At 58.8% G+C, this 20,394-nt stretch carries 16 protein-coding genes and 1 tRNA gene; 11 read left to right on the plus strand and 6 right to left on the minus strand.

Annotated elements, in window-relative coordinates; translation table 11 throughout:
- Positions 1-137: 137 nt before the first annotated feature.
- Positions 138-2,921: a formate dehydrogenase subunit alpha gene (gene fdhF, locus LZG00_14905; GenBank protein MCF3595284.1), complete on the plus strand. Its 2,784-nt coding sequence runs from the start codon at positions 138-140 to the stop codon at positions 2,919-2,921.
- Positions 2,922-3,044: 123 nt separating this feature from the next.
- The gene (locus LZG00_14910) at positions 3,045-4,247 is read left to right on the plus strand and encodes a hydantoinase/carbamoylase family amidase (protein MCF3595285.1); all 1,203 of its coding nucleotides are present in this window, start codon (positions 3,045-3,047) and stop codon (positions 4,245-4,247) included.
- Positions 4,248-4,414: 167 nt separating this feature from the next.
- Here LZG00_14910 and LZG00_14915 read toward each other — a convergent pair whose 3' ends face one another.
- Complete coding sequence (locus LZG00_14915) at positions 4,415-5,119, minus strand: response regulator transcription factor (protein ID MCF3595286.1); 705 nt, start codon at positions 5,117-5,119, stop codon at positions 4,415-4,417.
- Positions 5,120-5,170: 51 nt separating this feature from the next.
- Complete coding sequence (locus tag LZG00_14920; protein MCF3595287.1) at positions 5,171-7,102, minus strand: PAS-domain containing protein; 1,932 nt, start codon at positions 7,100-7,102, stop codon at positions 5,171-5,173.
- A gap of 228 nt (positions 7,103-7,330) precedes the next feature.
- Between LZG00_14920 and LZG00_14925 the strand changes: the two genes are divergently transcribed.
- The 7 genes from LZG00_14925 (at position 7,331) to LZG00_14955 (ending at position 14,984) form a co-directional block, all read left to right on the plus strand.
- The gene (locus LZG00_14925; protein MCF3595288.1) at positions 7,331-9,490 is read left to right on the plus strand and encodes an AMP-binding protein; all 2,160 of its coding nucleotides are present in this window, start codon (positions 7,331-7,333) and stop codon (positions 9,488-9,490) included.
- Complete coding sequence (locus tag LZG00_14930) at positions 9,487-10,308, plus strand: ABC transporter ATP-binding protein (GenBank protein ID MCF3595289.1); 822 nt, start codon at positions 9,487-9,489, stop codon at positions 10,306-10,308. Before LZG00_14925 ends, LZG00_14930 begins: the two co-directional genes overlap by 4 nt.
- Before the next feature lie 14 nt (positions 10,309-10,322).
- Positions 10,323-11,324: a branched-chain amino acid ABC transporter permease gene (locus LZG00_14935; protein ID MCF3595290.1), complete on the plus strand. Its 1,002-nt coding sequence runs from the start codon at positions 10,323-10,325 to the stop codon at positions 11,322-11,324.
- 5 nt (positions 11,325-11,329) lie between these two features.
- A complete protein-coding gene (locus LZG00_14940) occupies positions 11,330-11,587 on the plus strand; it encodes a hypothetical protein (GenBank protein ID MCF3595291.1) in 258 nt (85 codons plus the stop codon).
- Positions 11,587-12,714, plus strand: coding sequence for a branched-chain amino acid ABC transporter permease (locus LZG00_14945; GenBank protein MCF3595292.1), 1,128 nt, complete (start codon positions 11,587-11,589; stop codon positions 12,712-12,714). Before LZG00_14940 ends, LZG00_14945 begins: the two co-directional genes overlap by 1 nt.
- A 74-nt stretch (positions 12,715-12,788) precedes the next feature.
- The gene (locus LZG00_14950) at positions 12,789-14,072 is read left to right on the plus strand and encodes an ABC transporter substrate-binding protein (GenBank protein ID MCF3595293.1); all 1,284 of its coding nucleotides are present in this window, start codon (positions 12,789-12,791) and stop codon (positions 14,070-14,072) included.
- Between the two features lie 84 nt (positions 14,073-14,156).
- Positions 14,157-14,984, plus strand: a complete 828-nt coding sequence (locus LZG00_14955; protein ID MCF3595294.1) for an ABC transporter ATP-binding protein — start codon at positions 14,157-14,159, stop codon at positions 14,982-14,984.
- A gap of 65 nt (positions 14,985-15,049) precedes the next feature.
- On the opposite strand, the gene LZG00_14960 is transcribed toward LZG00_14955, so the two are convergent.
- Entirely contained in the window at positions 15,050-15,937 is an 888-nt protein-coding gene (locus LZG00_14960) for a hypothetical protein (protein MCF3595295.1), read from the minus strand.
- A gap of 40 nt (positions 15,938-15,977) precedes the next feature.
- Here LZG00_14960 and LZG00_14965 point away from each other — a divergent pair, with 40 nt between their 5' ends.
- On the plus strand, positions 15,978-17,150 hold the full coding sequence (locus tag LZG00_14965) for an AMP-binding protein (protein MCF3595296.1): 1,173 nt from the start codon (positions 15,978-15,980) through the stop codon (positions 17,148-17,150).
- 181 nt (positions 17,151-17,331) lie between these two features.
- Here LZG00_14965 and ykgO read toward each other — a convergent pair whose 3' ends face one another.
- Positions 17,332-17,457 (minus strand): type B 50S ribosomal protein L36, encoded by a 126-nt coding sequence (gene ykgO, locus LZG00_14970; GenBank protein ID MCF3595297.1) that lies wholly within the window; start codon positions 17,455-17,457, stop codon positions 17,332-17,334.
- An 82-nt stretch (positions 17,458-17,539) separates the two neighbouring features.
- A tRNA-Val gene (locus tag LZG00_14975) sits at positions 17,540-17,614 on the minus strand.
- 165 nt (positions 17,615-17,779) lie between these two features.
- Between LZG00_14975 and LZG00_14980 the strand changes: the two genes are divergently transcribed.
- Positions 17,780-18,643, plus strand: coding sequence for an N-formylglutamate amidohydrolase (locus tag LZG00_14980; protein ID MCF3595298.1), 864 nt, complete (start codon positions 17,780-17,782; stop codon positions 18,641-18,643).
- A gap of 378 nt (positions 18,644-19,021) precedes the next feature.
- Here LZG00_14980 and LZG00_14985 read toward each other — a convergent pair whose 3' ends face one another.
- On the minus strand, positions 19,022-20,278 hold the full coding sequence (locus LZG00_14985) for a DNA polymerase IV (GenBank protein MCF3595299.1): 1,257 nt from the start codon (positions 20,276-20,278) through the stop codon (positions 19,022-19,024).
- Positions 20,279-20,394: the final 116 nt, after the last annotated feature.

The raw sequence follows: 20,394 nt of genomic DNA on the forward strand, positions 1-20,394 counted from the left end.
GGGCAGGAGCCTTCGGCGAGGATATTTTTGGCAAGATGAAGCGGGAAGGGACGCGAATCGAGGGCGAGCGGTCGGGATTGGGGGATGCGCAGGGCTGGCGGCGTGGTTTATGATTGAGGCAAACAGGAGGGCGCGCGATGAGTGAGACGATCCGATTCACGCTGGATGGTGAGGTGGTCGAGGCCAAGAAGGGGCTGACCATCTGGGAGGTGGCAAACGGTCGCGGGCTGGTGATTCCGCATCTGTGCCACAAACCGGCAAAGGGTTATCGCCCTGATGGCAACTGTCGCGCCTGCATGGTGGAGATTGAGGGCGAGCGGGTACTTGCGGCGTCGTGCATTCGCGAGCCGCAGGACGGTATGGTTGTGACCACCGCGTCTCCACGCGCCAAGACGGCGCGCCGGATGGTTGTGGAAATGCTGTTGGCTGATCAGCCGGAGCGCGACGAAGCGCATGACCGCAGCGCGCACTTCTGGGATATGGCGGAGATGAACGGTGTTTCACAGAGCCGGTTTCCAAAGTTGGAGCAGGAGCGCGTGCCGCTGTTGGATGCGAGTCATGTGGCGATGCGGGTCAACCTGGATGCCTGCATTTCCTGCGGATTGTGCGTGCGGGCGTGCCGCGAGGTGCAGGTGAATGATGTCATCGGGATGGCCGGGCGCGGGCATGATGCGTTTCCGGTGTTTGATCAGGATGATGCGATGGGGGCGAGCACGTGCGTCGCTTGCGGCGAATGTGTGCAGGCCTGCCCCACCGGTGCCTTGATGCCCGCCTCTCTGGTGGACGCGGATGAGCGCGGCGATGGTGCGGCGTTTGATCGTGAGATCGAGAGCGTTTGCCCGTTCTGCGGCGTAGGCTGTCAGGTGTCGCTCAAGGTCAGAAACGACAAGGTGGTATATGTCGAAGGCATTAACGGGCCGGCCAATGAGGGGCGTTTGTGTGTAAAGGGACGCTTTGGTTTTGACTATATTCACCACCCGCATCGGCTGACCAAACCCTTGATCCGGCGCGAGGATGCGCCTGCGAAGGGGTTGAATGTGGATCCCGGAAACTGGGGCGAAATGTTTCGCGAGGCCAGCTGGGAAGAGGCGATGGAGGTCGCCGCAGGGGGGCTGGCAAAGCTGCGCGACGGCGCCGGGGGGCGATCGGTGGCCGGATTTGGCAGCGCCAAATGCACCAATGAGGAAGCCTACCTGTTCCAGAAGCTGATCCGGCAGGGTTTTGGCCATAACAATGTCGATCACTGCACGCGCCTGTGCCATGCGTCGTCGGTTGCCGCGCTGATAGAGAATGTCGGTAGCGGCGCCGTGACGGCCACGTTTAACGAGATTGAAAATGCGGATGTGGCAATCGTGATCGGGGCCAACCCGGTGGAGAACCATCCGGTTGCCGCGACCTTTTTCAAGCAGTTCACCAAGCGTGGCGGCAAGCTGATCGTGATGGACCCGCGCGGTGTGGGGCTGCGCCGTTTTGCCAGCCACATGCTGCAATTCAGGCCCGGTGGGGATGTCAGCATGCTGAACGCGATCATGAACGTGATCGTCGAGGAAGAGCTTTACGACAGCCAGTATGTGCATCGTTTCACCGAGAATTGGGAAGCAGAGAAAGCGCATCTGAAGGATTTCACGCCCGAGGCTATGAGCCCGATTTGCGGCATCGAACCGGAGGTTCTGCGCGATGTGGCGCGTACCTTTGCCGGGGCCAGGGCCGGGATGATCTTCTGGGGGATGGGGGTGAGCCAGCATATCCACGGCACCGATAATTCGCGCTGCTTGATCAGCCTTGCTCTGATGACGGGGAATGTGGGCAAGCCGGGGGCCGGGCTGCATCCGCTGCGCGGGCAGAACAATGTGCAGGGCGCCAGCGATGCCGGGTTGGTGCCGATGTTCCTGCCTGATTACCAGAGTGTGACCGATGACGGAGTGCGCAGCGCGTTCAACGAGATCTGGGGGGCGGGCGGCTATGATGATGGCGAAAAGGGTCTTACCGTGACCGAGATCATGGATGCGGTGCATGACGGCCAGATCCGGGGCATGTATATTCTCGGCGAGAACCCGGCGATGTCTGACCCGGATGTGGAACATGCCCGCCATGCGTTGGCCAAGCTGGAACATCTGGTGGTGCAGGACATTTTCCTGACCGAAACGGCGAACTATGCCGATGTGATCCTGCCAGCAAGCGCGTTTTACGAGAAATCCGGCACAGTGACCAATACCAACCGTCAGGTGCAGATGGGCCGCCCGGCCGTGCCACCGCCGGGCGAGGCGCGCGCGGATTGGGCGATCACGGTCGAGCTGGCGCAGCGGTTGGGGCTCGATTGGGTTTATGAAAGCCCGGCAGATGTGTTTGCCGAGATGAAGCGCGGCATGGGATCGCTCGACAACATCACCTGGGAGCGGTTGATGGACGAGAACGCGGTGACCTATCCCTCACTCAGCCCCGAGGATTCGGGCCAGGCGATTGTCTTTGCCGACGGGTTTCCGCGTGCGGACGGGCGGGCGAAGTTCACCCCGGCGTCGGTGATTGCGCCCGATGAGGCACCGGATGCGGATTATCCGATGATCCTGACCACGGGTCGTCAGTTGGAACACTGGCACACCGGAAGCATGACGCGGCGCTCGAAGGTGCTGGATGCGGTGGAGCCGGAGGCCAATTGCTCGCTGCATCCCAAGACATTGCAGCGCCTTGGGGTGGAGCCGGGCGGAATGGTCAAGCTGAGCACGCGGCGCGGGTCTGTCAACGTGATGGCACGGGCCGATCGGGCGGTCGCGGAGGACATGGTGTTCTTGCCGTTTGCCTATGTCGAGGCGGCGGCCAATATTCTGACCAACCCGGCGCTCGACCCTTATGGCAAGATCCCCGAATTCAAATTCGCGGCTGTGAAAGTGGAAAAGGCGAGCGGGGCCGTGGCGGCTGAGTAGGATCGTAGGCGAAACCCGACGCGGGAAAATGGGTTCTAGTGGGACGGTTATGCATCGACCAGAAACCGCGTCGGATCTTTTTGAATGTTCATTACGCCAGAAAGCGAAAGGATGCCAAAAACAATGCAGGTCAATTCGCAGCGTTTCCTTTCTGACCTCCACACCCTGCGCGGGTTTGGCGCCAGCGGGATTGGCAAGGGGGTCGTGCGCCCGGCCTATTCCAAGGCCGACATTGCGGCGCGGGAGTGGCTGCGTGGGCGGATGGAGGAGGCCGGGCTGAGCCCTCATTACGATCCGATGGGGAACCTCTTTGGGCTGGCCGAGGGCAAATCGCTGTTGCTGGGGTCGCATACCGACAGCCAGCCTGAGGGCGGATGGTTGGATGGGGCGCTGGGGGTGATCGCGGCGCTGGAAGTGGCAAGAGCTTCGAAGGAGGCGGGCGGGCCGCCGGTCTCGGTGGTTTCGTTTCAGGATGAAGAAGGCCGTTTTGGCGTGACCACGGGCAGCACTGTTTGGTCAGGCGGGCTACGGCTGGAGTCGGCGGACGAGTTGACCGACCGGGAGGGTGTCACGCTGGCAGAGGCGCGCGGCGAGATGGCGCATCTGATCCATGATTGGGTCGATCCGAAGCGTTTCACCGGCTTCATCGAGATGCATATTGAACAGGGGCCGTGGCTGGATCAGGCCAAAGAAGCGGCGGGCGTGGTGAGCGATATCGTCGGCATTCGCGACATGCGGATTACATTCGAAGGCCAGCAAAACCATGCCGGCACTACGCCGATGCATCTGCGCCGCGATGCGTTTCAGGGGCTGGCCGAGTTCAACGCCCGGATAAACGACGCATTTCGTAACGTGGTGACACCGCAGACGGTCTGGACCATAGGTCATGTCAGCTTGCATCCCGATGCGCATTCGATCGTGCCGGGGCGGGTAGTTTTCTCGATGCAATGGCGCGATGGCGATGAAGAGCGGCTGAACCGAATGGAGGGGATCATCCGCGAGGCGGCCAAGGCGGTCGCGCAAAGCCGTGATCTGGGGCTGGAGTTCGGGCCGATGCTGGGGCTGGAGCCGGTGGTGATGGATGCGCGTCTGCGTGGCGCGCTGGAAGCCAGTGCCGAGAACGAAGCGCCGGGCAAATGGCGGCTGATGCCGTCGGGCGCGTTGCACGATGCGACCAACGTGGCGGCGATGATGCCAGTGGCGATGCTGTTCGTGCCGTCGATCAACGGGATCAGCCATGCGTTTGAGGAAGACACCGACGAGCGCGATCTGGTTTGCGGTCTTAAGATTCTCGCCGGAGCGATTTCGCGGCTGGGCAATGAATAGCCAGCTTATCCAAGATAATTGACCGGGACTGGGTATTGACGTGCATCGGCGTAGGTCTTGCCGCTTCGAACTAGAGAGATTTCGCTCTGACTATTGCCCGTCGGCCTGCATTCTTTGGCTTCGGGTTGCCAAGCATATCCCAGATGCTGGGGGCTTTCGCGGTCGGCTTACCCCCAGGTGACATCGCCGAGAAATATGTAGCCTGCCCCGTAAATCGTTTTGATGAGGCGGGGGTTTTTGGGATCTTCGTGCAACTTGGTGCGCAGCCTTGAGATGCGCACATCCATGGCGCGGTCAAAGCTTTCACCGGCGCCGCCGCCCAGACTCTCTTGCATGTTGGCGCGCGAAATGAGCCGTTTCGGGCGCTCAAGAAAAAGCCGCAGCACCTCGCCCTCGGCGTGGGAGAATGGTGTCTCGCAACCATTTTCGTCAATCAGGATATAGCGCTCAAAATGTGCGGTCCATCCATTGAAGCGTGCGGTTTCGCTTGATTGCTGGGCGGGTGTGGGTTTGCGCAGGCGGGCACGAATGCGTGCGACCACCTCGGCGGGATCGAATGGTTTGATGATGTAGTCATCGGCGCCGAGTTCGAGCCCGGTTACACGGTCTTGCACCTGCGCGCGGCCCGATATGATGATGACCGTCGCACCCTGCTCCAACGCCAGAAGATGCACCAGACTGAGCCCGTCGCGGTCAGGTAGCGACAGGTCCACCAGGCAAACGTCGGGTGTAGTGGTTTTCAGCGCGGCTTCGAACTCGGTGGCGCGGGAAAAGCTCATGGTTCGGAACCCCGCTTCTTCCAAGGCTTGGGTCAATATCTCGCGGATTGCGGGTTCGTCGTCGAGGATAGTGACGAGCGGGGCGGTCGACATGGGCGTGTCCTTGATCGGGTCGGATGCTGGTGGCACGGACAGGTGAGGTAGTCAGACTTCTGCGTCCGGGTGCGGAACGTCTGGTGGCGCTGTGAGGAAAGTGGCGAGTGCCTGGGCAGTGAAGGGCTTGGCAAGGACGGGCGCGCGCGCAGTGCCTGCACGATGCAGCGGATGCGTTGCGGGCAGCGATGTCATAAGAAAACAAGGTGGATGCGGATCGGGCAGGCGGTCGATCAAATCGACACCCGAGGCCTCACCTTGGAGCGAGATGTCGGAGAGTATCAGCGAAATGCCGGGAATCTGTTCGGTGAGGGCGAGGGCCTCATCGACCGACTCTGCCTCGATTACAGTATGGCCTATGCCGGTCAACATATCGCGCACAGTGGCGCGCAGTTCAGGGCTGTCTTCGACCAACAGTACTAGGCCGGGGGCCACGGGAAGGCCCGCCGGGCGCAGCGGCAGGCGGATCGTGACCTGGCCACCGGAGTCGTAATTGCCCAAGCTGGCCCGGCCCCCGGCCAGTTTGGTCATGTCATAGACCATGGCAAGGCCAAGCCCCGAGCCTTCGCCACCTTTGGTGGTGAAAAAGGGTTCAAAGGCATGGTTGAGTGCGCCATCGGAAAAGCCCGGCCCGGTGTCGCGGACGCGGAATTCAACCCAGGTGGATTGGATCGTGCGGGCGGTAAGCGTGATTTGACCGGCACCGTTGCAAGCATCGCGCGCGTTCAGCACCAGATTGAGCAGACTGTCTTGAAGAAGTCCGGCATCCAGCATCAACGTGTCGGCTGCGATCAGATTGTTGACGGTCAATTTCACCTGTTGCGGCAGGGCCGAACTGGCCAGGGTTGCGAAATCCCGCAGAAATGCCTGCATGTCGGTCGGTGCGGATGTGACTTCACGAGTGCCGGTCATGTCGGCAATCCTGTTCAAGAGCGTGCCGCCACGTCGCGCCGCCGAAAGCGTGGCTGTGATCAACTCATCAGCACCACCGGGCAAGGCCGCCAATCGTTGCAGACGCGATTGCATGCCGAGGATGATGGTCAGCAGGTTTGAGAAATCGTGGGCCAGTCCGGAAATCATCTGGGCCGCCATTTCACGGCGCCGGTTTTGTTGCAATGCGGCGCGGGTTTGAGTTTCTTCGGTGATGTCCATCGACAAGATATAGACCCCGCCGGTGGTCTGATCCGGCGTTAGGGCGACGCGGATGCGGTGCGAAGACGGCTCATGATTGAATTCGAACACCGAAGGCTCGCCAGCATAGGCCCGGTTGAGATAGGGGGCAATCAGCGCGAAGGTCGCCGTGCCGTGAACATCGGCCGCGTGCAGCCCTACCGGGTCGGCCCGCGAGCCGGGCATCACCAGACTGAGGCGGTGGTTGGAGTAGGTGTAATGATTATCGCGATTGATATGGGCGATATGGGCGGGCATCATTTCCGCAGTCAGCCGAGTGCGCGCTTCGGCCGCTGTCAGCTGACGTTTGGCTTCTTCCAGAGCGGTGACGGTGGCGGCAAGCTGACGGTTGGTGGCGGAAAGCTCCTCGGCGTGAGAAAGCAGCTTCTCCGAAAGCTCCTCGGAGCGGGCGCGCAGGAGTTGTTCGGCGCGTTTGGTGGCAGTAATATCGGTATAAACGGCAACCCACCCCCCCTCGGGAAGGGGTGAACCTTCGACGGAGATCCAGCGGCCATTGGCCATTTCGCGTTCGATATAGTGCGGCTCGAAGGCACGCGCGAGATCGACTCGGTCTCGCACGGCTGCTTCAATATCATCGACAGGTCCATATTCACCCCGCGTTGTAAGATAGCGGATGGTCTCTTCAAAGGAGGCGCCGGGGGTGACGAGCGTTTGCGGCAAATCGAACATATCCTCAAAACGTTGGTTTGAGGTGACGAGCCGCAGATCGCTGTCATAGATCGAGATTGCCTGCTGAATGAGGTTCAGCCCGGCCGTTGTCATGGTGTTGGTTTCGGCACGTGTGGTTGGCATCGGATCTCCTTGCGGGGGAGGTAGCATCTCGCGGGGCATCGGGGGAAGAGGGGGCAGGATATTGCGCGAGATTTCTATCGGCGCGTCACTTGTTACAATTCGTTAGATTCCCGCAAACTTGAGGCAAAAGTTGACGGTCAGCTTGAAATCCGCACGCTGTACCGTGGGAGAATCATCCGCGGCGTGTGGGTTTGACCTGTGGTGGAGCAGGCAAAGGGAGGACTGGATTTGATAGAACCGTCTCAGGCGACCGGTGGGCTTGCGTCCATTCCGGCGCTTTTGCAGCGCAACGCGAAGGAATTCGGCTCAAAAGCCGCCTATCGCGAGAAGGAATTCGGTATTTGGCAAAGCTGGACTTGGGCCGAAACCGAGAAGGAAATTGAAGCCCTTGCGCTCGGTCTGATCAATCTCGGTGTAAATGAGGGCGATTTCATTGCCATCATCGGTCGCAATCGCCCGCATTTCTATTGGTCGATGGTTGCGGCGCAGAGCGTGGGTGCGGTTCCCGTGCCGCTCTATAATGATAGTGCCGCTGACGAAATGTCCTATGTGTTGGAGCATTGCGGCGCGCGTTATGCCATCGTGGAAGACCAGGAGCAGGTCGACAAGATCATCGAAATTCAGGATCAGCTGCACCAATTCGAGCATATGATCTATATCGATCCGCGCGGCTTGCGGAAATACGACCATCGCGCATTGCATCGGTTCACCGACATCCAGGATCAGGGCCGCGCGGCCTATTATGAATTGATCGAGGAACTGAAGGAACGGCGCGAAAAGCTGACCTATGACCACCAATGTGTGATGCTTTATACAAGCGGCACGACGGGTAAGCCCAAGGGCGTGGTTCTGTCGAACCGCAACATCATCCAGAGCGCCAAGAACGCCAGCGAGTTCGACAATCTGGGGCCGGGTGAGGAAATTCTTGCTTATCTGCCGATGGCTTGGGTCGGCGATTTCATCTTTTCGGTGGGACAGGCCTATTGGACCGGCTTCTGTACGAATTGCCCCGAATCCGCCGATACGATGATGACCGATTTGCGCGAGATCGGGCCAACCTATTATTTTGCCCCGCCGCGGTTTTTTGAAACCCAGTTGACCAACGTGATGATCCGTATGGAAGATAGCGGCGTTCTGAAATACGCGCTGTTCCATCATTTCATGGAATTCGCCAAGGGCACGGGCGAAAAATACGGGATGCCCAAGCGGCGCCTGCAAAAGCCTGACCTTAAACGCCGGATCAAGACGGCGTGGAAGTTCATGATGGGTGTCGGTTTCGCCGCCGAGACGATCGTGGAAAACATGATCCGGCTGTTCTTTGCCCGAATGCGCCATGGTGCGAATGTGCGTGACCATTTCAAGGCCAGTGATCCTCTGGGTCTCAAGCTCTATCCCGAGCCGCTGCGCAGCTATTTCAAATATCGCACCGGCGATGTATTGATCTATGGCCCGTTGAAAAACACGCTGGGTCTTAGCCGCGTGCGCGTGGGTTATACGGCGGGCGAGGCGATCGGGCCGGAGATTTTTGAGTTCTACCGCTCGCTCGGGATCAACCTGAAACAGCTTTATGGGCAAACAGAAGCGACGGTGTTCATCACCGTGCAGCCCGATGGTGAGGTCCGGGCCGATACTGTTGGTGTTCCGGCACCCGAGGTCGAAATCAAAATCGAGGAGAACGGCGAGATTTTCTATCGTTCGCCGGGCACTTTCGTGGAGTATTACAAGAACCCGGAAAGCACCGCGTCGACCAAGGATGCCGAGGGTTGGGTCGCCACCGGTGACGCGGGATATTTCGAGCCCGAGTCAGGTCATCTGCGGATTATCGACCGGGCCAAGGATGTGGGCCAGATGGCCGATGGCACCCTGTTTGCGCCGAAATATGTCGAGAACAAGCTGAAATTCTATCCCGATATCCTTGAGGCGGTTCTGTTTGGTAATGGCAGGGACCGCTGCGTGGCGTTCATCAACATCGACCTCAGTGCCGTGGGCAACTGGGCCGAGCGTAATAATATCGGCTATGCGTCGTATCAGGAGCTGGCCGGCCATCCGAAGGTAATGGACACCATTCAGGCACATGTCGAGGCGGTGAACACATCTATCGCCGACGACCCGATGTTGTCGGGCTGTCAGATCCACCGTTTCCTGATCCTGCACAAGGAGTTGGATGCCGATGACGGCGAGATGACCCGCACCCGCAAGGTGCGTCGGGCCATCGTGGCGGACAAATTCAAGGACCTGGTCGATGCGCTTTACGACGGGTCAGAGCGGATATCGACAACGACCGAAGTGACCTATGAAGACGGGCGCAAGGGATCGATCAGCGCGACGCTGGAAATCCGCGACGCCAAGGTTCAGCCCGTGACACCGCAGAAAGTGGCAGCAGAATGAACGATACGAGCAGCGACGGATACATCACCGCGGACGGTCGCCAGATCGGTGGCGTGTTGATGGAGATGAAGAACATCACTCTGCGCTTTGGCGGGGTAAAGGCGATCACCGATATCAGCTTTGATATCCGCGAAGGCGAGATCAGGGCGATCATCGGGCCGAACGGCGCCGGTAAATCCTCGATGCTGAACGTGATCTCGGGCTTTTATGTACCGCAGGAGGGCGAGGTTTTCTACAAGGGCGTAAAGCGACCGCCGATGCGGCCTTATGAGGTGGCGCAGCTGGGAATTGCCCGCACGTTCCAGAACATCGCGCTGTTTGAGGGCATGACGGTTCTCGACAACGTGATGACCGGGCGGCTTAACCATATGAAGACTGGGCTGCTGGCGCAGGCGATCTGGAAGGGCAAGGCCGAGGCCGAAGAAGTGGCCAACCGCGAAGTGGCGGAAAAGGTTATCGACTTTCTCGAAATTCAGCATATCCGCAAAACGCCGGTTTCGCGGCTGCCTTATGGCTTGAAGAAACGGGTCGAGTTGGCGCGTGCGTTGGCGGTGCAACCCAGCCTGTTGCTGTTGGATGAGCCGATGGCGGGCATGAACGTGGAAGAAAAAGAGGACATGAGCCGCTTTATCCTCGACGTGAATGACGAATTTGGCACGACCATCGCGCTGATTGAGCACGACATGGGCGTGGTGATGGACCTCTCCGACCGGGTGGTCGTGATGGATTATGGCAAGAAGATCGGGGACGGCACGCCCGACGAAGTGCGCAACAATCAAGATGTGATCGACGCCTATCTCGGCGTGGCGCACGATTAAGGGGAATACGCGAGATGTCAGCAGCTTTTCTGAATGCGCTTGAAGTGATGACCAACGGCCTCATGGCCGGGGTTCTCTATGCGCTGGTCGCCCTTGGTTTCGTGCTTATCTACAAGGCGTCGGGCATTTTCAACTATGCCCAAGGGGTCATGGCGCTGTTCGCGGCGCTCACTCTGGTCGGAATCATGGAAGGACAGGTGCCTTTCAGTCACCTGATCAATGCGATTTTCGGCACGGATATTCACCATTTCGGCTGGCATCTGCCGGCTTTGGTGGCGATCATTCTGACAATTGGTGTCATGGTGGTTTTTGCCTGGTTCGTGCAGCGATTTATCTTTCGTCACCTCGTCGGGCAGGAGCCCATCATCCTGTTCATGGCAACCATCGGGCTTGCCTATTTCATGGAAGGTTTCGGCGATCTCATGTGGGGGTCGGACATCAAGAAGCTGGATGTCGGATTGCCGCAGGGCGGGTCGTTCTTTGTTGAAGACCTGACCATTGGGTGGGCCGCAGAGGGCGAACGCTTTTTCGGGATGTATATCGACAATCTTGATATGTTTGCGACAGTGATTGCTGTGCTGCTGGTTATCGCGCTCGTTCTTTTCTCGCAATATACCAAGCAGGGGCGCGCCATGCGGGCTGTGGCCGATGACCATCAGGCGGCGTTGTCTGTGGGTATTAACCTCAACTTCATCTGGATTTTGGTCTGGTCGCTTGCCGGGTTTGTTGCGCTGGTTGCGGGCATCATGTGGGGCACCAAATCGGGTGTTCAATTCTCGCTGTCGCTGATCGCATTGAAGGCGTTGCCGGTGCTGATGCTGGGCGGGTTCACTTCGATCCCCGGCGCGATCGTGGGTGGGCTGATCATCGGTGTTGGCGAAAAGTTGTTCGAGTTCTGGATCGGCCCATTGGTGGGCGGTGCGACTGAAAACTGGTTTGCCTATGTGCTGGCGCTTCTCTTCCTCGTCTTCCGGCCACAGGGGCTGTTTGGCGAAAAGATCATCGAGAGGGTGTAGCAAGGATGCCGAAACTGATTGCTATACTGAACGTGGTTGCGTGGGGTGGTTTCTGGGCCTTTGGGTATCTCGCATTGACGACGGATGCGCACCAGCCCGGTCAGATGGTCACCGCAGCGATCCTTGCCGCGTTGGGCGGTGCACTGGGTATGTGGGCCTATTTCCGGCTGGTGCGCTACACGGAAAACACAGGGTATGCGAAACCGGCCAGACGGGCTGACAAATCGCATCTGGAATTGAATGAGAATGGGGAGCGGGCCTGATGTTTTATCGTGAAGCGGGCGACTACAAAACGACTTATGTCGACGACAACCAGACCTTCCCGATCAAGTTCGACAGGTATCGTTATTACCTGGTTTTGCTGCTGGGGTTTGCGATCATTCCCTTCGTGATCAATGACTATTGGGTCAACGCGATCTTCCTGCCCTTCCTGATCTATGCCATTGCGGCGATCGGGTTGAATATCCTTACCGGGTATTGCGGGCAGGTGAGCCTTGGAACCGGCGGTTTCATGGCGGTGGGGGCCTATTCCTGCTACAAGTTCATGACCGGGCTCGACATCTGGTTGCCCACCGGCGCTGAGGGCGAGATGGTGCAATATGCGTTGCCGCCGATCAACATTTTCTTCTCGGTGCTGCTGGCCGGGTTCGTGACGGCGCTTGTCGGGGTTCTGTTCGGCCTGCCCTCGTTGAGGATCAAAGGGTTCTATCTGGCTGTGGCGACGTTGGCGGCGCAGTTCTTCCTTGTCTGGCTCTTAAACAAGTGGGAATGGGCCTATAATTATTCCGCATCCGGCCAGATCAACGCACCCGAACGCAGTGTTTTCGGTTTGCTGGTGACCGGACCATCAACCAAAGCCTGGGTGGCCTATCTGTTCTGCCTGGTGTTTTTGACTTTGGTTGCTCTGATCGCACGCAACCTGACACGCGGAAGCGTGGGGCGGAAATGGATGGCGATCCGTGATATGGATATCGCTGCCGAAATCATCGGAGTCGACCCGCTCAAAGCCAAGCTGAGCGCTTTTGCAGTGTCGTCGTTCTTTATCGGCATTTCGGGCGCGCTGTTCTTCAGCGTCTATCTGGGGGCTGTGGAAGTTGGCGAGGCCTTTGGTATCAACAAGTCTTTCCTGGTCCTCTTTATGGTGATCATCGGCGGGCTTGGGTCGATCTTTGGATCGTTCGCTGGCGCAGCCTTCCTTGTGTTGCTGCCCGTTCTTTTGAAAAACACATTGGTTGGTGGGCTGGGTTGGCCCACTGATATTGCGGCGCATCTGGAATTCCTGATCGTTGGCGCGCTGATCATCATATTCCTGGTCGCCGAGCCGCATGGGCTTGCACAACTCTGGCGCGTGGCGAAGGAAAAACTGAGATTATGGCCATTCCCGCACTAGGGCGCGGGCATGATCGTTTTGAAATTCGGGGATAACCCGGACCACATCGGAAAAACCATGGGAGGAAAAACCCGATGAAGATGAAACTAGCAACTCTGGCACTGAGCGCCGTAATGGCGGCAGGCCCGGCATTGGCGGATCTTGTAATTCCGTCGCTGAGCTATCGCACCGGACCTTACGCCGCTGGCGGTGTTCCGTTTGCGGATGGTTATGCTGACTATTTCACGCTGCTGAACGAACGTGACGGCGGCATCGGCGGCGTTCCGGTCAAAATGATCGAATGCGAAACCGGCTATAACACCGAAAAAGGTGTGGAATGCTATGAGGCGACCAAAGGTGAGGGCGCGCTGATCTATCAACCGCTGTCGACTGGGATTACCTATCAGCTGATCCCCAAAACCACCGCCGATGACATCCCGATGCACACCATGGGCTATGGCCGTACATCGGCCGCAAACGGCGATGTATTCAGCCACACTTTCAACTATCCGGCCAACTATTGGGATGGTGCTTCGGGTGCGGTCAACTACCTGCTGGAAACCAACGGTGGGGATCTCAAGGGTAAGAAGCTTGCACTGGTGTATCACAACTCTGCGTTCGGCAAAGAGCCGATCCGGACGTTGGAAGAACTGTCCAAGAAGCATGGTTACGAGCTGACCTTGCTGCCGGTGGATCACCCCGGTCAGGAACAGAAATCGCAGTGGCTTCAAATCCGCCGCGAACGTCCTGATTTCGTGATCATGTACGGCTGGGGCGTGATGAACCAAGTTGCCATTCAGGAAGCCGCCAATATCCGCTTTCCGATGGAAAACTTCATCGGCATCTGGTGGTCAGGTGGTGAACATGACGTTCTGCCCGCCGGTGATGGTGCCAATGGATACAAAGCCCTCACGTTCCACGCTGTTGGTGACGACTTCCCGGTTTTCGACGACATCAAGACGTATGTTTCCGACAAGGGCAAAGCGGCTGGCAACGGTGATCAGATCGGTAGCGTGATCTATAACCGCGGTTTTTATGCAGCAATGCTTGCAGCCGAAGCGATCAAGGATGCGCAGGCGGCGACCGGTAATGCCGATGTGACGCCGGGCGATGTGCGTGATGCAATGGAGAGCCTGAACATCACCGAAGAACGTATGGCTGGTCTTGGCATGCCAAATTTCGGTCCGAGCTTCCAAGTCTCGTGCGAAAACCACGGCGGTTCTGGCCTCGTGGGCGTGGCACAGTGGGATGCGACAAACAAGAAATGGTCGATGGTTTCGGACTTTAAACCGACAGATCGTGACGTGATCAATGCGTTGGTGAAGGAAGATTCAGAAGCCTTTGCCAAGGAAAACAACATCGAGTCGCAGTGTAAGTAATCTGCAACGAACTGTTCCGGCCGCTTGGAGACGAGTGGCCGGGACACCCCAACGAAATTTTGCTCAGACAAGTGGATCGAACCCATGCTGGACGCCGGTGAAACCGCTCAGGAGACCTTGCTAGAGGTCAACAATATCGAGGTGATCTACAATCACGTCATCCTTGTGTTGAAGGGCGTTAGTCTGAAAGTACCCAAGGGCGGGATTACCGCGCTTCTGGGTGGGAATGGTGCTGGTAAGACGACCACCCTGAAAGCCATTTCGAACCTGCTGCATTCAGAACGTGGCGAAGTGACCAAGGGTCAGATCAGCTATCGTGGTGAACGGGTGCAGGATCTTGACCCGGCCGAATTGGTGAAACGCGGCGTTATCCAGGTGATGGAAGGCCGTCACTGTTTTGAGCACCTGACCGTCGAAGAAAACCTGTTGACGGGTGCCTATACGCGCTCGGACGGCAGCGGTGCTGTCGCCGCCGATCTTGAGAAAGTTTACGCATATTTTCCGCGCCTCAAGGAGCGTCGAAAGAGCCAGGCGGGCTATACCTCGGGGGGCGAGCAGCAGATGGTGGCGATCGGGCGTGCCTTGATGAGCCAGCCTGAGACAATCCTGCTTGATGAGCCATCGATGGGCTTGGCGCCGCAGTTGGTGGAAGAAATTTTCGGAATCGTGAAAGACCTGAACGAAAAGGAAGGCAACACCTTCCTGCTGGCGGAACAGAACACCAACGTAGCCCTGCGCTTTGCTCACTATGGCTATATCCTAGAGAATGGCCGTGTGGTGATGGATGGCCCAGCGAAGGAACTGCGCGAAAACCCGGATGTTAAGGAATTCTACCTTGGAATGGCCGATGAGGGCCGCAAGAGCTTTCGCGACGTGCGCTCCTATCGCCGCAGGAAACGCTGGCTCAGCTAATGTCACGCACTGCCGTATCCCCACAGACCGAGCCGTTTTTCGCCGTCGGAATGTTGAAGGCTGGCTTATGCCAATTTGGCGATCAGCTCTGCTTTCAACTCGGCAATGCGTTCGAGGGCCTCGTTGCGAGAATTGCGCAGGTTAGGGCGAAACCCCTGGCTTTCGGCGCGCATACGGATGTCTTCTTCGGTTTCGGAATTCGGGGCGAAACGCACCGAACCGAGCGAAGCCGCGATGTTGAGCCGCTTGCCGCGATAAGCATAGCGCACCCAGGCGGCGGGAAAGATCTGGCAGCCTTCCATGTTGACGAGGAAGAACCACTTACGATCGCTGGCTTTGATGCGCTCTTCGATATGATCGTAGAAATCATCGACGTCGCGGGCGTGATGGAAGGCGAAATGCGAGAAATCGACCTCCATAGTCGGTCCCTCGGGATCAAAGCTGATCCGGCGGACGAAATCGGCTTCAACGTAGGTTGGATCGTGCTCGATGCGGGTGCGACGGGTCGAGGTCAGCTCAGATATACGGCTGATGGCGCTGTCGCGGTCAACGAAAAGGTTGGGGTCGAAGCGCTCGGTTTCGGCGTCGCGCTCGATCTGGGCGCGGGTGATGTCAGAGGCGTCAAAGCGAACAGACCCCATCGAATGCGCTTGGTTGAGCGCTTTGCCCCGGCGCGAAAACGCCACCCAGGCCGAGCTGTCGATGTGGCAGTTGGAATAATTGACCAAAAAGAACCACTGGCTTTCGCCGGTCTTGGTGATGCGTTCTTCGAGCAGGTCATAGCACGCGTTGACCCTGACCGAGTCGAGGAACGCCAAACCCGAGAAGTCGACCTCCATGATTTGGAGGTCATCGTGAAAGGTGATCCGGCTATCGAACTCAGAGGGCATGGCAACGTCCTTGGGCGAGGGGCGGTTCATGCTCTGATAGAAGATGACGTAGCGGTAGAACATACTGCATACTGTCGCATGCAATGAAGGGAAGGTCCGTCTGATGAGCCAGTATTTCGATGAACTGGAGACCCGTACCGCAGATGCGCGGGCCGCCGACCAGCTATCGTTGCTGAACGTGCAGCTGAAAAAAAACGGGTTCGGCCCGGTAAGTGATCTTGCTGAGCTTTCTAAACTGCCAGTATTGCGCAAGGCTGAACTGAGCGCGCGGCAGAAAGCCGAATCGCCTTTTGGCGGTCTTCCGGTGAGCAATGTGACGCATTATTTCCAGAGCCCGGGCCCGATTTATGAGCCGGGCGGGACCGGCCGTGATTGGTGGCGCATGGGGCGGGCGATGTATGCGGCGGGCATCCGTCAGGATGATATCGTTCAGAATTGCTTCTCTTACCATCTCACGCCTGCGGGCATGATGTTTGAAGCCGGAGCAAGGGCGATTGGCTGTGCCGTACTGCCTGCGGGAACCGGGCAGACCGAACTGCAGGCACAAGCCGCGCATGACGTCGGTGTAACCGCTTACGCGGGCACGCCGGATTACCTCAAGATCATTCTCGACAAGGCAGACGAGATGGGCTTGGCGTTGAAAATCTCAAAGGCGGTTGTGGGTGGAGGCGCGCTGTTCCCGTCGCTTCGCCAGGAATACGCTGAGCGCGGTATCCCTTGCTTGCAGGGTTATGGCACCGCCGATCTGGGGTCGATTGCCTATGAAACCGAGGCGATGGAGGGGATGATCGTAGATGAGGGTGTGATCGTTGAAATCGTGACCCCCGGCACCGGTGACCCTGTCAAAACCGGCGATGTGGGCGAGGTGGTTGTGACCTCGCTCAACCCCGATTACCCGCTGGTCCGTTTTGCCACCGGTGATCTGAGCGCCATGATGGTGGGGGAAAGCCCTTGTGGGCGCAGCAACATTCGGATCAAGGGTTGGATGGGCCGGGCCGATCAGACCACCAAAATCAAGGGTATGTTTGTGCGCCCTGAGCAAGTGGCAACACTTGTCGCCCGGCATGACGAGATTGCAAAAGCCCGGGTCATTGCCGGGCGAGATGGTGAAGTAGACACCATGACCGTGCAAATCGAAGCTGATGGCGGTGATAGTGCAGTCTATGCCAAGACGGTCGCCGAAGTACTCAAGCTCAAGGCCAAGATCGAAGTCGTGGCAAAGGGAGCCTTGCCCAACGATGGTAAAGTGATCGAAGACACCCGCAGCTATGATTGAGCCGGGGGTGTTGTCTGCCCCTTGAGGGGGGGAAGAATACGCCTTTCAAAGCTGTTGCAAGGGAGCGATCGTGCCTGGATCGCTCTCAGCCTATTACTAGCTGAACCTCATCGCGAAATAGAAAAAGCCGCCCGAAAAAGGGGCGGCTTTTCAATAACCTGGCGCATATGCGCCGCGCGTTTCAGCCTTGGCGGGCTTTGAAACGAGGCTGGGTCTTGTTGATGACGTAGACGCGGCCTTTGCGGCGCACGATACGGCAATCGCGGTGCCGGTTCTTGAGCGAACGAAGCGAATTCTTGACCTTCATCGGTCTCTCCTCATTTTCGCGGCGCGGGCCTGCGCCTATGGTTTCGCGGGTGCCCCACACGACGTGTGGAACGGTGAATTCATGGTGGGCGATACTGGGATCGAACCAGTGACCCCTTCGATGTCAACGAAGTGCTCTACCGCTGAGCTAATCACCCATGTTTGTCCGGTCTGGCATCTTTGCCCGAATTTCGGTTTCCCAAAAAATCCGGGCGCGGGATAGTCCGCGCCGGTCTTTGGGGTCTATAAAAGGAGTCGGGGAAAGGATCAAGGGCTTTTGGCAGCGCAAAAAATCGGGTTAGACTATGTGTCAAGGAGATGCCATGCCCAAGGTCGCCTATGATCTGATTCACCCCGAAACGCGGAGCACATCCGTGGTGTTCGCCTCGCCGCATTCGGGGGACGATTATCCGTGGTCATTCCTGCGCCGGACCGAACTTGACAAGCTGTCCATCCGCAGTTCGGAGGATGCGTTTGTCAATCGGCTGTTTGACTGCGCGCCGCAATTTGGTGCTCCGTTTTTGCGCGCGGGGGCGCCGCGGGCATTTGTCGATCTCAACCGCAGCGCCGAAGAGTTGGACCCCGCACTTATCGAAGGGGCCAGTCGGCAAGGGCACAATCCGCGCATCGCATCGGGTCTTGGTGTGATCCCGCGGGTGGTGGCGGGGGGGCGGGCGATCTATCGTGGCAAGTTGCCGATGGCAGAGGCGAAACGGCGCATCGATCTCTACTGGAGACCATATCACGAGATGCTGGGGCGACAGCTTAACGAGGCGCGCGCCCTTTTTGGCGAGGCGATTCTGGTGGATTGTCATTCGATGCCGCACGAGGCGATGGACGCGATCGCGCGCGGTGTGGTCAAACGGCCCGAGATTGTCATCGGCGACCGGTTTGGCGCCAGCGCGGATAGTGAAATCGTCGAGCGGATCGAGTCGGCATTTGCTTCGGCGGGGTTGACCGTGGTGCGAAATGCACCCTTTGCCGGAGCCTATATCGTGCAGCATTATGGCCGCCCCGCGCGCCGTCAACATGCGGTTCAGATCGAGATTGATCGCGCGCTCTATATGAACGAGGCCCTGGTGAAGCCAAACGAAAACTTCAATGAGTTCAGAACATTGATGCGGCGCGTTGTGGCCGAGATTGCCAGCATCGGGGCTGCGCACCAAGAGAAGCTGGCCGCGGAATAGGGCGTATGCCCCCGGCCGGTCTGGTGGGCTTTGCTGCGCGAGAAACGCGCGGTTCGGGGGCCCGCCCGCCCAACCCCGTCTGGCGCGGGTGAAAGGATCACCCTGCCAGACCCCCGCTCACCGCGCGTTGGGGCTATTGTCTGCACTGTCGTGGCGGGTGATTGGCGGCGGGATGGGGGCATTTCTTCGAGGAAAAGGGTCGTAAAGCGGCTGTCCGGGTTAAGCGGCGGTGATACCTGCGGCCCGCCTGGTTAACCGAGCCGCCAGAGAGGCGAATCGGGGGGGTGACTTGCGGCTGCCGGATGGCTGTTTTGTGTGCACCGGGGGGACGGGGCAGATCTTAGGGGAAAATTAGCTAATTGAGCGTACTCTCGGGCCTCAGCGGCGCAGCGAGCGGCCCTTGACGATCGCATCGGCGCCGAAACGGGCGCGGATTGCGTCGGTGGCGCGTTCCGCTTCGGAACGTTTGGTGGCCTGCGGGTCGAGCAGATCGCCGGAACGGTCGGCCTGGTCCTCGGGGATCAGATCGGAGATGCCGACACCGATCAAACGGTAGGGGCCTTGGTTTTCGGCGGCGTCGAGCAGCGCGCGGGCGGAGCGGTAGATCGTGTCGGCCAGTTGGGTGGCGTCACGCAGGGAGATACGACGTGTGAGGATTGCATGATTGGCACGTTTGAGTTTGAGCGTAACGACACGCCCCGCGAGGCCGCGTGCCTTGGCCCGGTCGGATACTTTTTCGCCCAGCCGCCAGATATGGCCGTCGAGCAGGTCGATATCAGAGGTGTCCTCATAAAAGGTCGTCTCGTTGGAAATGGATTTGATCGGCGTATGAGAGGAGACGCGGCGCGCATCCTGACCGCGCGCGAGGTGCCAGAGCCGGTCGCCCATGGCGCCAAAACGGGCGTGCAGATCTGTTTTGTCCCAGCGCAACAGATCGCAGAACCGGTGAATACCGGCGGCGTCAAGCTGAGCCTGCATCGCGGCGCCAACGCCCCAGATCAAACGGACCGGTTTATCATGCAGGAAGTCAGCGGTTTCAGCACGCCCGATGACCGAAAAGCCGCGCGGCTTGTCGAGATCGGACGCGATCTTGGCGAGGAACTTGTTGTGGCTGAGACCGATGGACCCGGTGAGGCCGAGTTCGTCCTTCATCCGTTTGATCAGGCGGGCAAGCATGACGGCGGGCGGGTGCCCATGCAGGCGCCGGGTGCCCGACAGGTCCATGAAGGCTTCGTCAAGCGAGAGCGGTTCGATATCGGGGGTCAGTTCGTCCATCATGGCGCGGATCGCCTTGGAGGCTTCGACATAGGCGGCCAGGCGTGGGCGAATCACCACCGCGTCGGGGCAGAGTTTGAGCGCCTGAAACATCGGCATCGCAGAGCGCACACCGCGAATGCGCGCGATGTAACAGGCGGTCGAGACCACGCCGCGATGGCCACCGCCGATGATGACGGGTTTGGCGGCAAGTTCGGGATTGTCGCGCTTTTCGACCGAGGCATAGAAGGCGTCGCAATCCATATGGGCAATCGAAAGGTCGAACAGTTCGGGATGCGCCACCACGCGCGGACCGGCACAGACCGGGCAGCGGGTGCCGGACTCAAATTCGTGCAGACAGGAGCGGCAAAGGGCGGGCATGGCGCCACGATACGCCCGATGCCGCGCGCGAGCAATCGGCGCCGAAGGGCAAACGCGGGCGCGTTTGCGCTTTCCTTTTCGAGCGGGAGCCTCAATATACCGGGCGTATGTTGGAA

The organism is Rhodobacteraceae bacterium LMO-JJ12 (genome assembly GCA_021555075.1).
In the GTDB taxonomy this organism is placed as follows: Bacteria; Pseudomonadota; Alphaproteobacteria; order Rhodobacterales; family Rhodobacteraceae; genus JAKGBX01.

Bases quoted from the DNA above. Each gene is read 5' to 3' on its own strand.
- fdhF (MCF3595284.1), top strand. From the start codon at position 138: ATGAGTGAGACGATCCGATTCACGCTGGATGGTGAGGTGGTCGAGGCC.
- LZG00_14910 (MCF3595285.1), top strand. From the start codon at position 3,045: ATGCAGGTCAATTCGCAGCGTTTCCTTTCTGACCTCCACACCCTGCGC.
- LZG00_14915 (MCF3595286.1), bottom strand. From the start codon at position 5,119: ATGTCGACCGCCCCGCTCGTCACTATCCTCGACGACGAACCCGCAATC.
- LZG00_14920 (MCF3595287.1), bottom strand. From the start codon at position 7,102: ATGCCAACCACACGTGCCGAAACCAACACCATGACAACGGCCGGGCTG.
- LZG00_14930 (MCF3595289.1), top strand. From the start codon at position 9,487: ATGAACGATACGAGCAGCGACGGATACATCACCGCGGACGGTCGCCAG.
- LZG00_14935 (MCF3595290.1), top strand. From the start codon at position 10,323: ATGTCAGCAGCTTTTCTGAATGCGCTTGAAGTGATGACCAACGGCCTC.
- LZG00_14940 (MCF3595291.1), top strand. From the start codon at position 11,330: ATGCCGAAACTGATTGCTATACTGAACGTGGTTGCGTGGGGTGGTTTC.
- LZG00_14945 (MCF3595292.1), top strand. From the start codon at position 11,587: ATGTTTTATCGTGAAGCGGGCGACTACAAAACGACTTATGTCGACGAC.
- LZG00_14950 (MCF3595293.1), top strand. From the start codon at position 12,789: ATGAAGATGAAACTAGCAACTCTGGCACTGAGCGCCGTAATGGCGGCA.
- LZG00_14955 (MCF3595294.1), top strand. From the start codon at position 14,157: ATGCTGGACGCCGGTGAAACCGCTCAGGAGACCTTGCTAGAGGTCAAC.
- LZG00_14960 (MCF3595295.1), bottom strand. From the start codon at position 15,937: ATGTTCTACCGCTACGTCATCTTCTATCAGAGCATGAACCGCCCCTCG.
- LZG00_14965 (MCF3595296.1), top strand. From the start codon at position 15,978: ATGAGCCAGTATTTCGATGAACTGGAGACCCGTACCGCAGATGCGCGG.
- ykgO (MCF3595297.1), bottom strand. From the start codon at position 17,457: ATGAAGGTCAAGAATTCGCTTCGTTCGCTCAAGAACCGGCACCGCGAT.
- LZG00_14980 (MCF3595298.1), top strand. From the start codon at position 17,780: ATGCCCAAGGTCGCCTATGATCTGATTCACCCCGAAACGCGGAGCACA.
- LZG00_14985 (MCF3595299.1), bottom strand. From the start codon at position 20,278: ATGCCCGCCCTTTGCCGCTCCTGTCTGCACGAATTTGAGTCCGGCACC.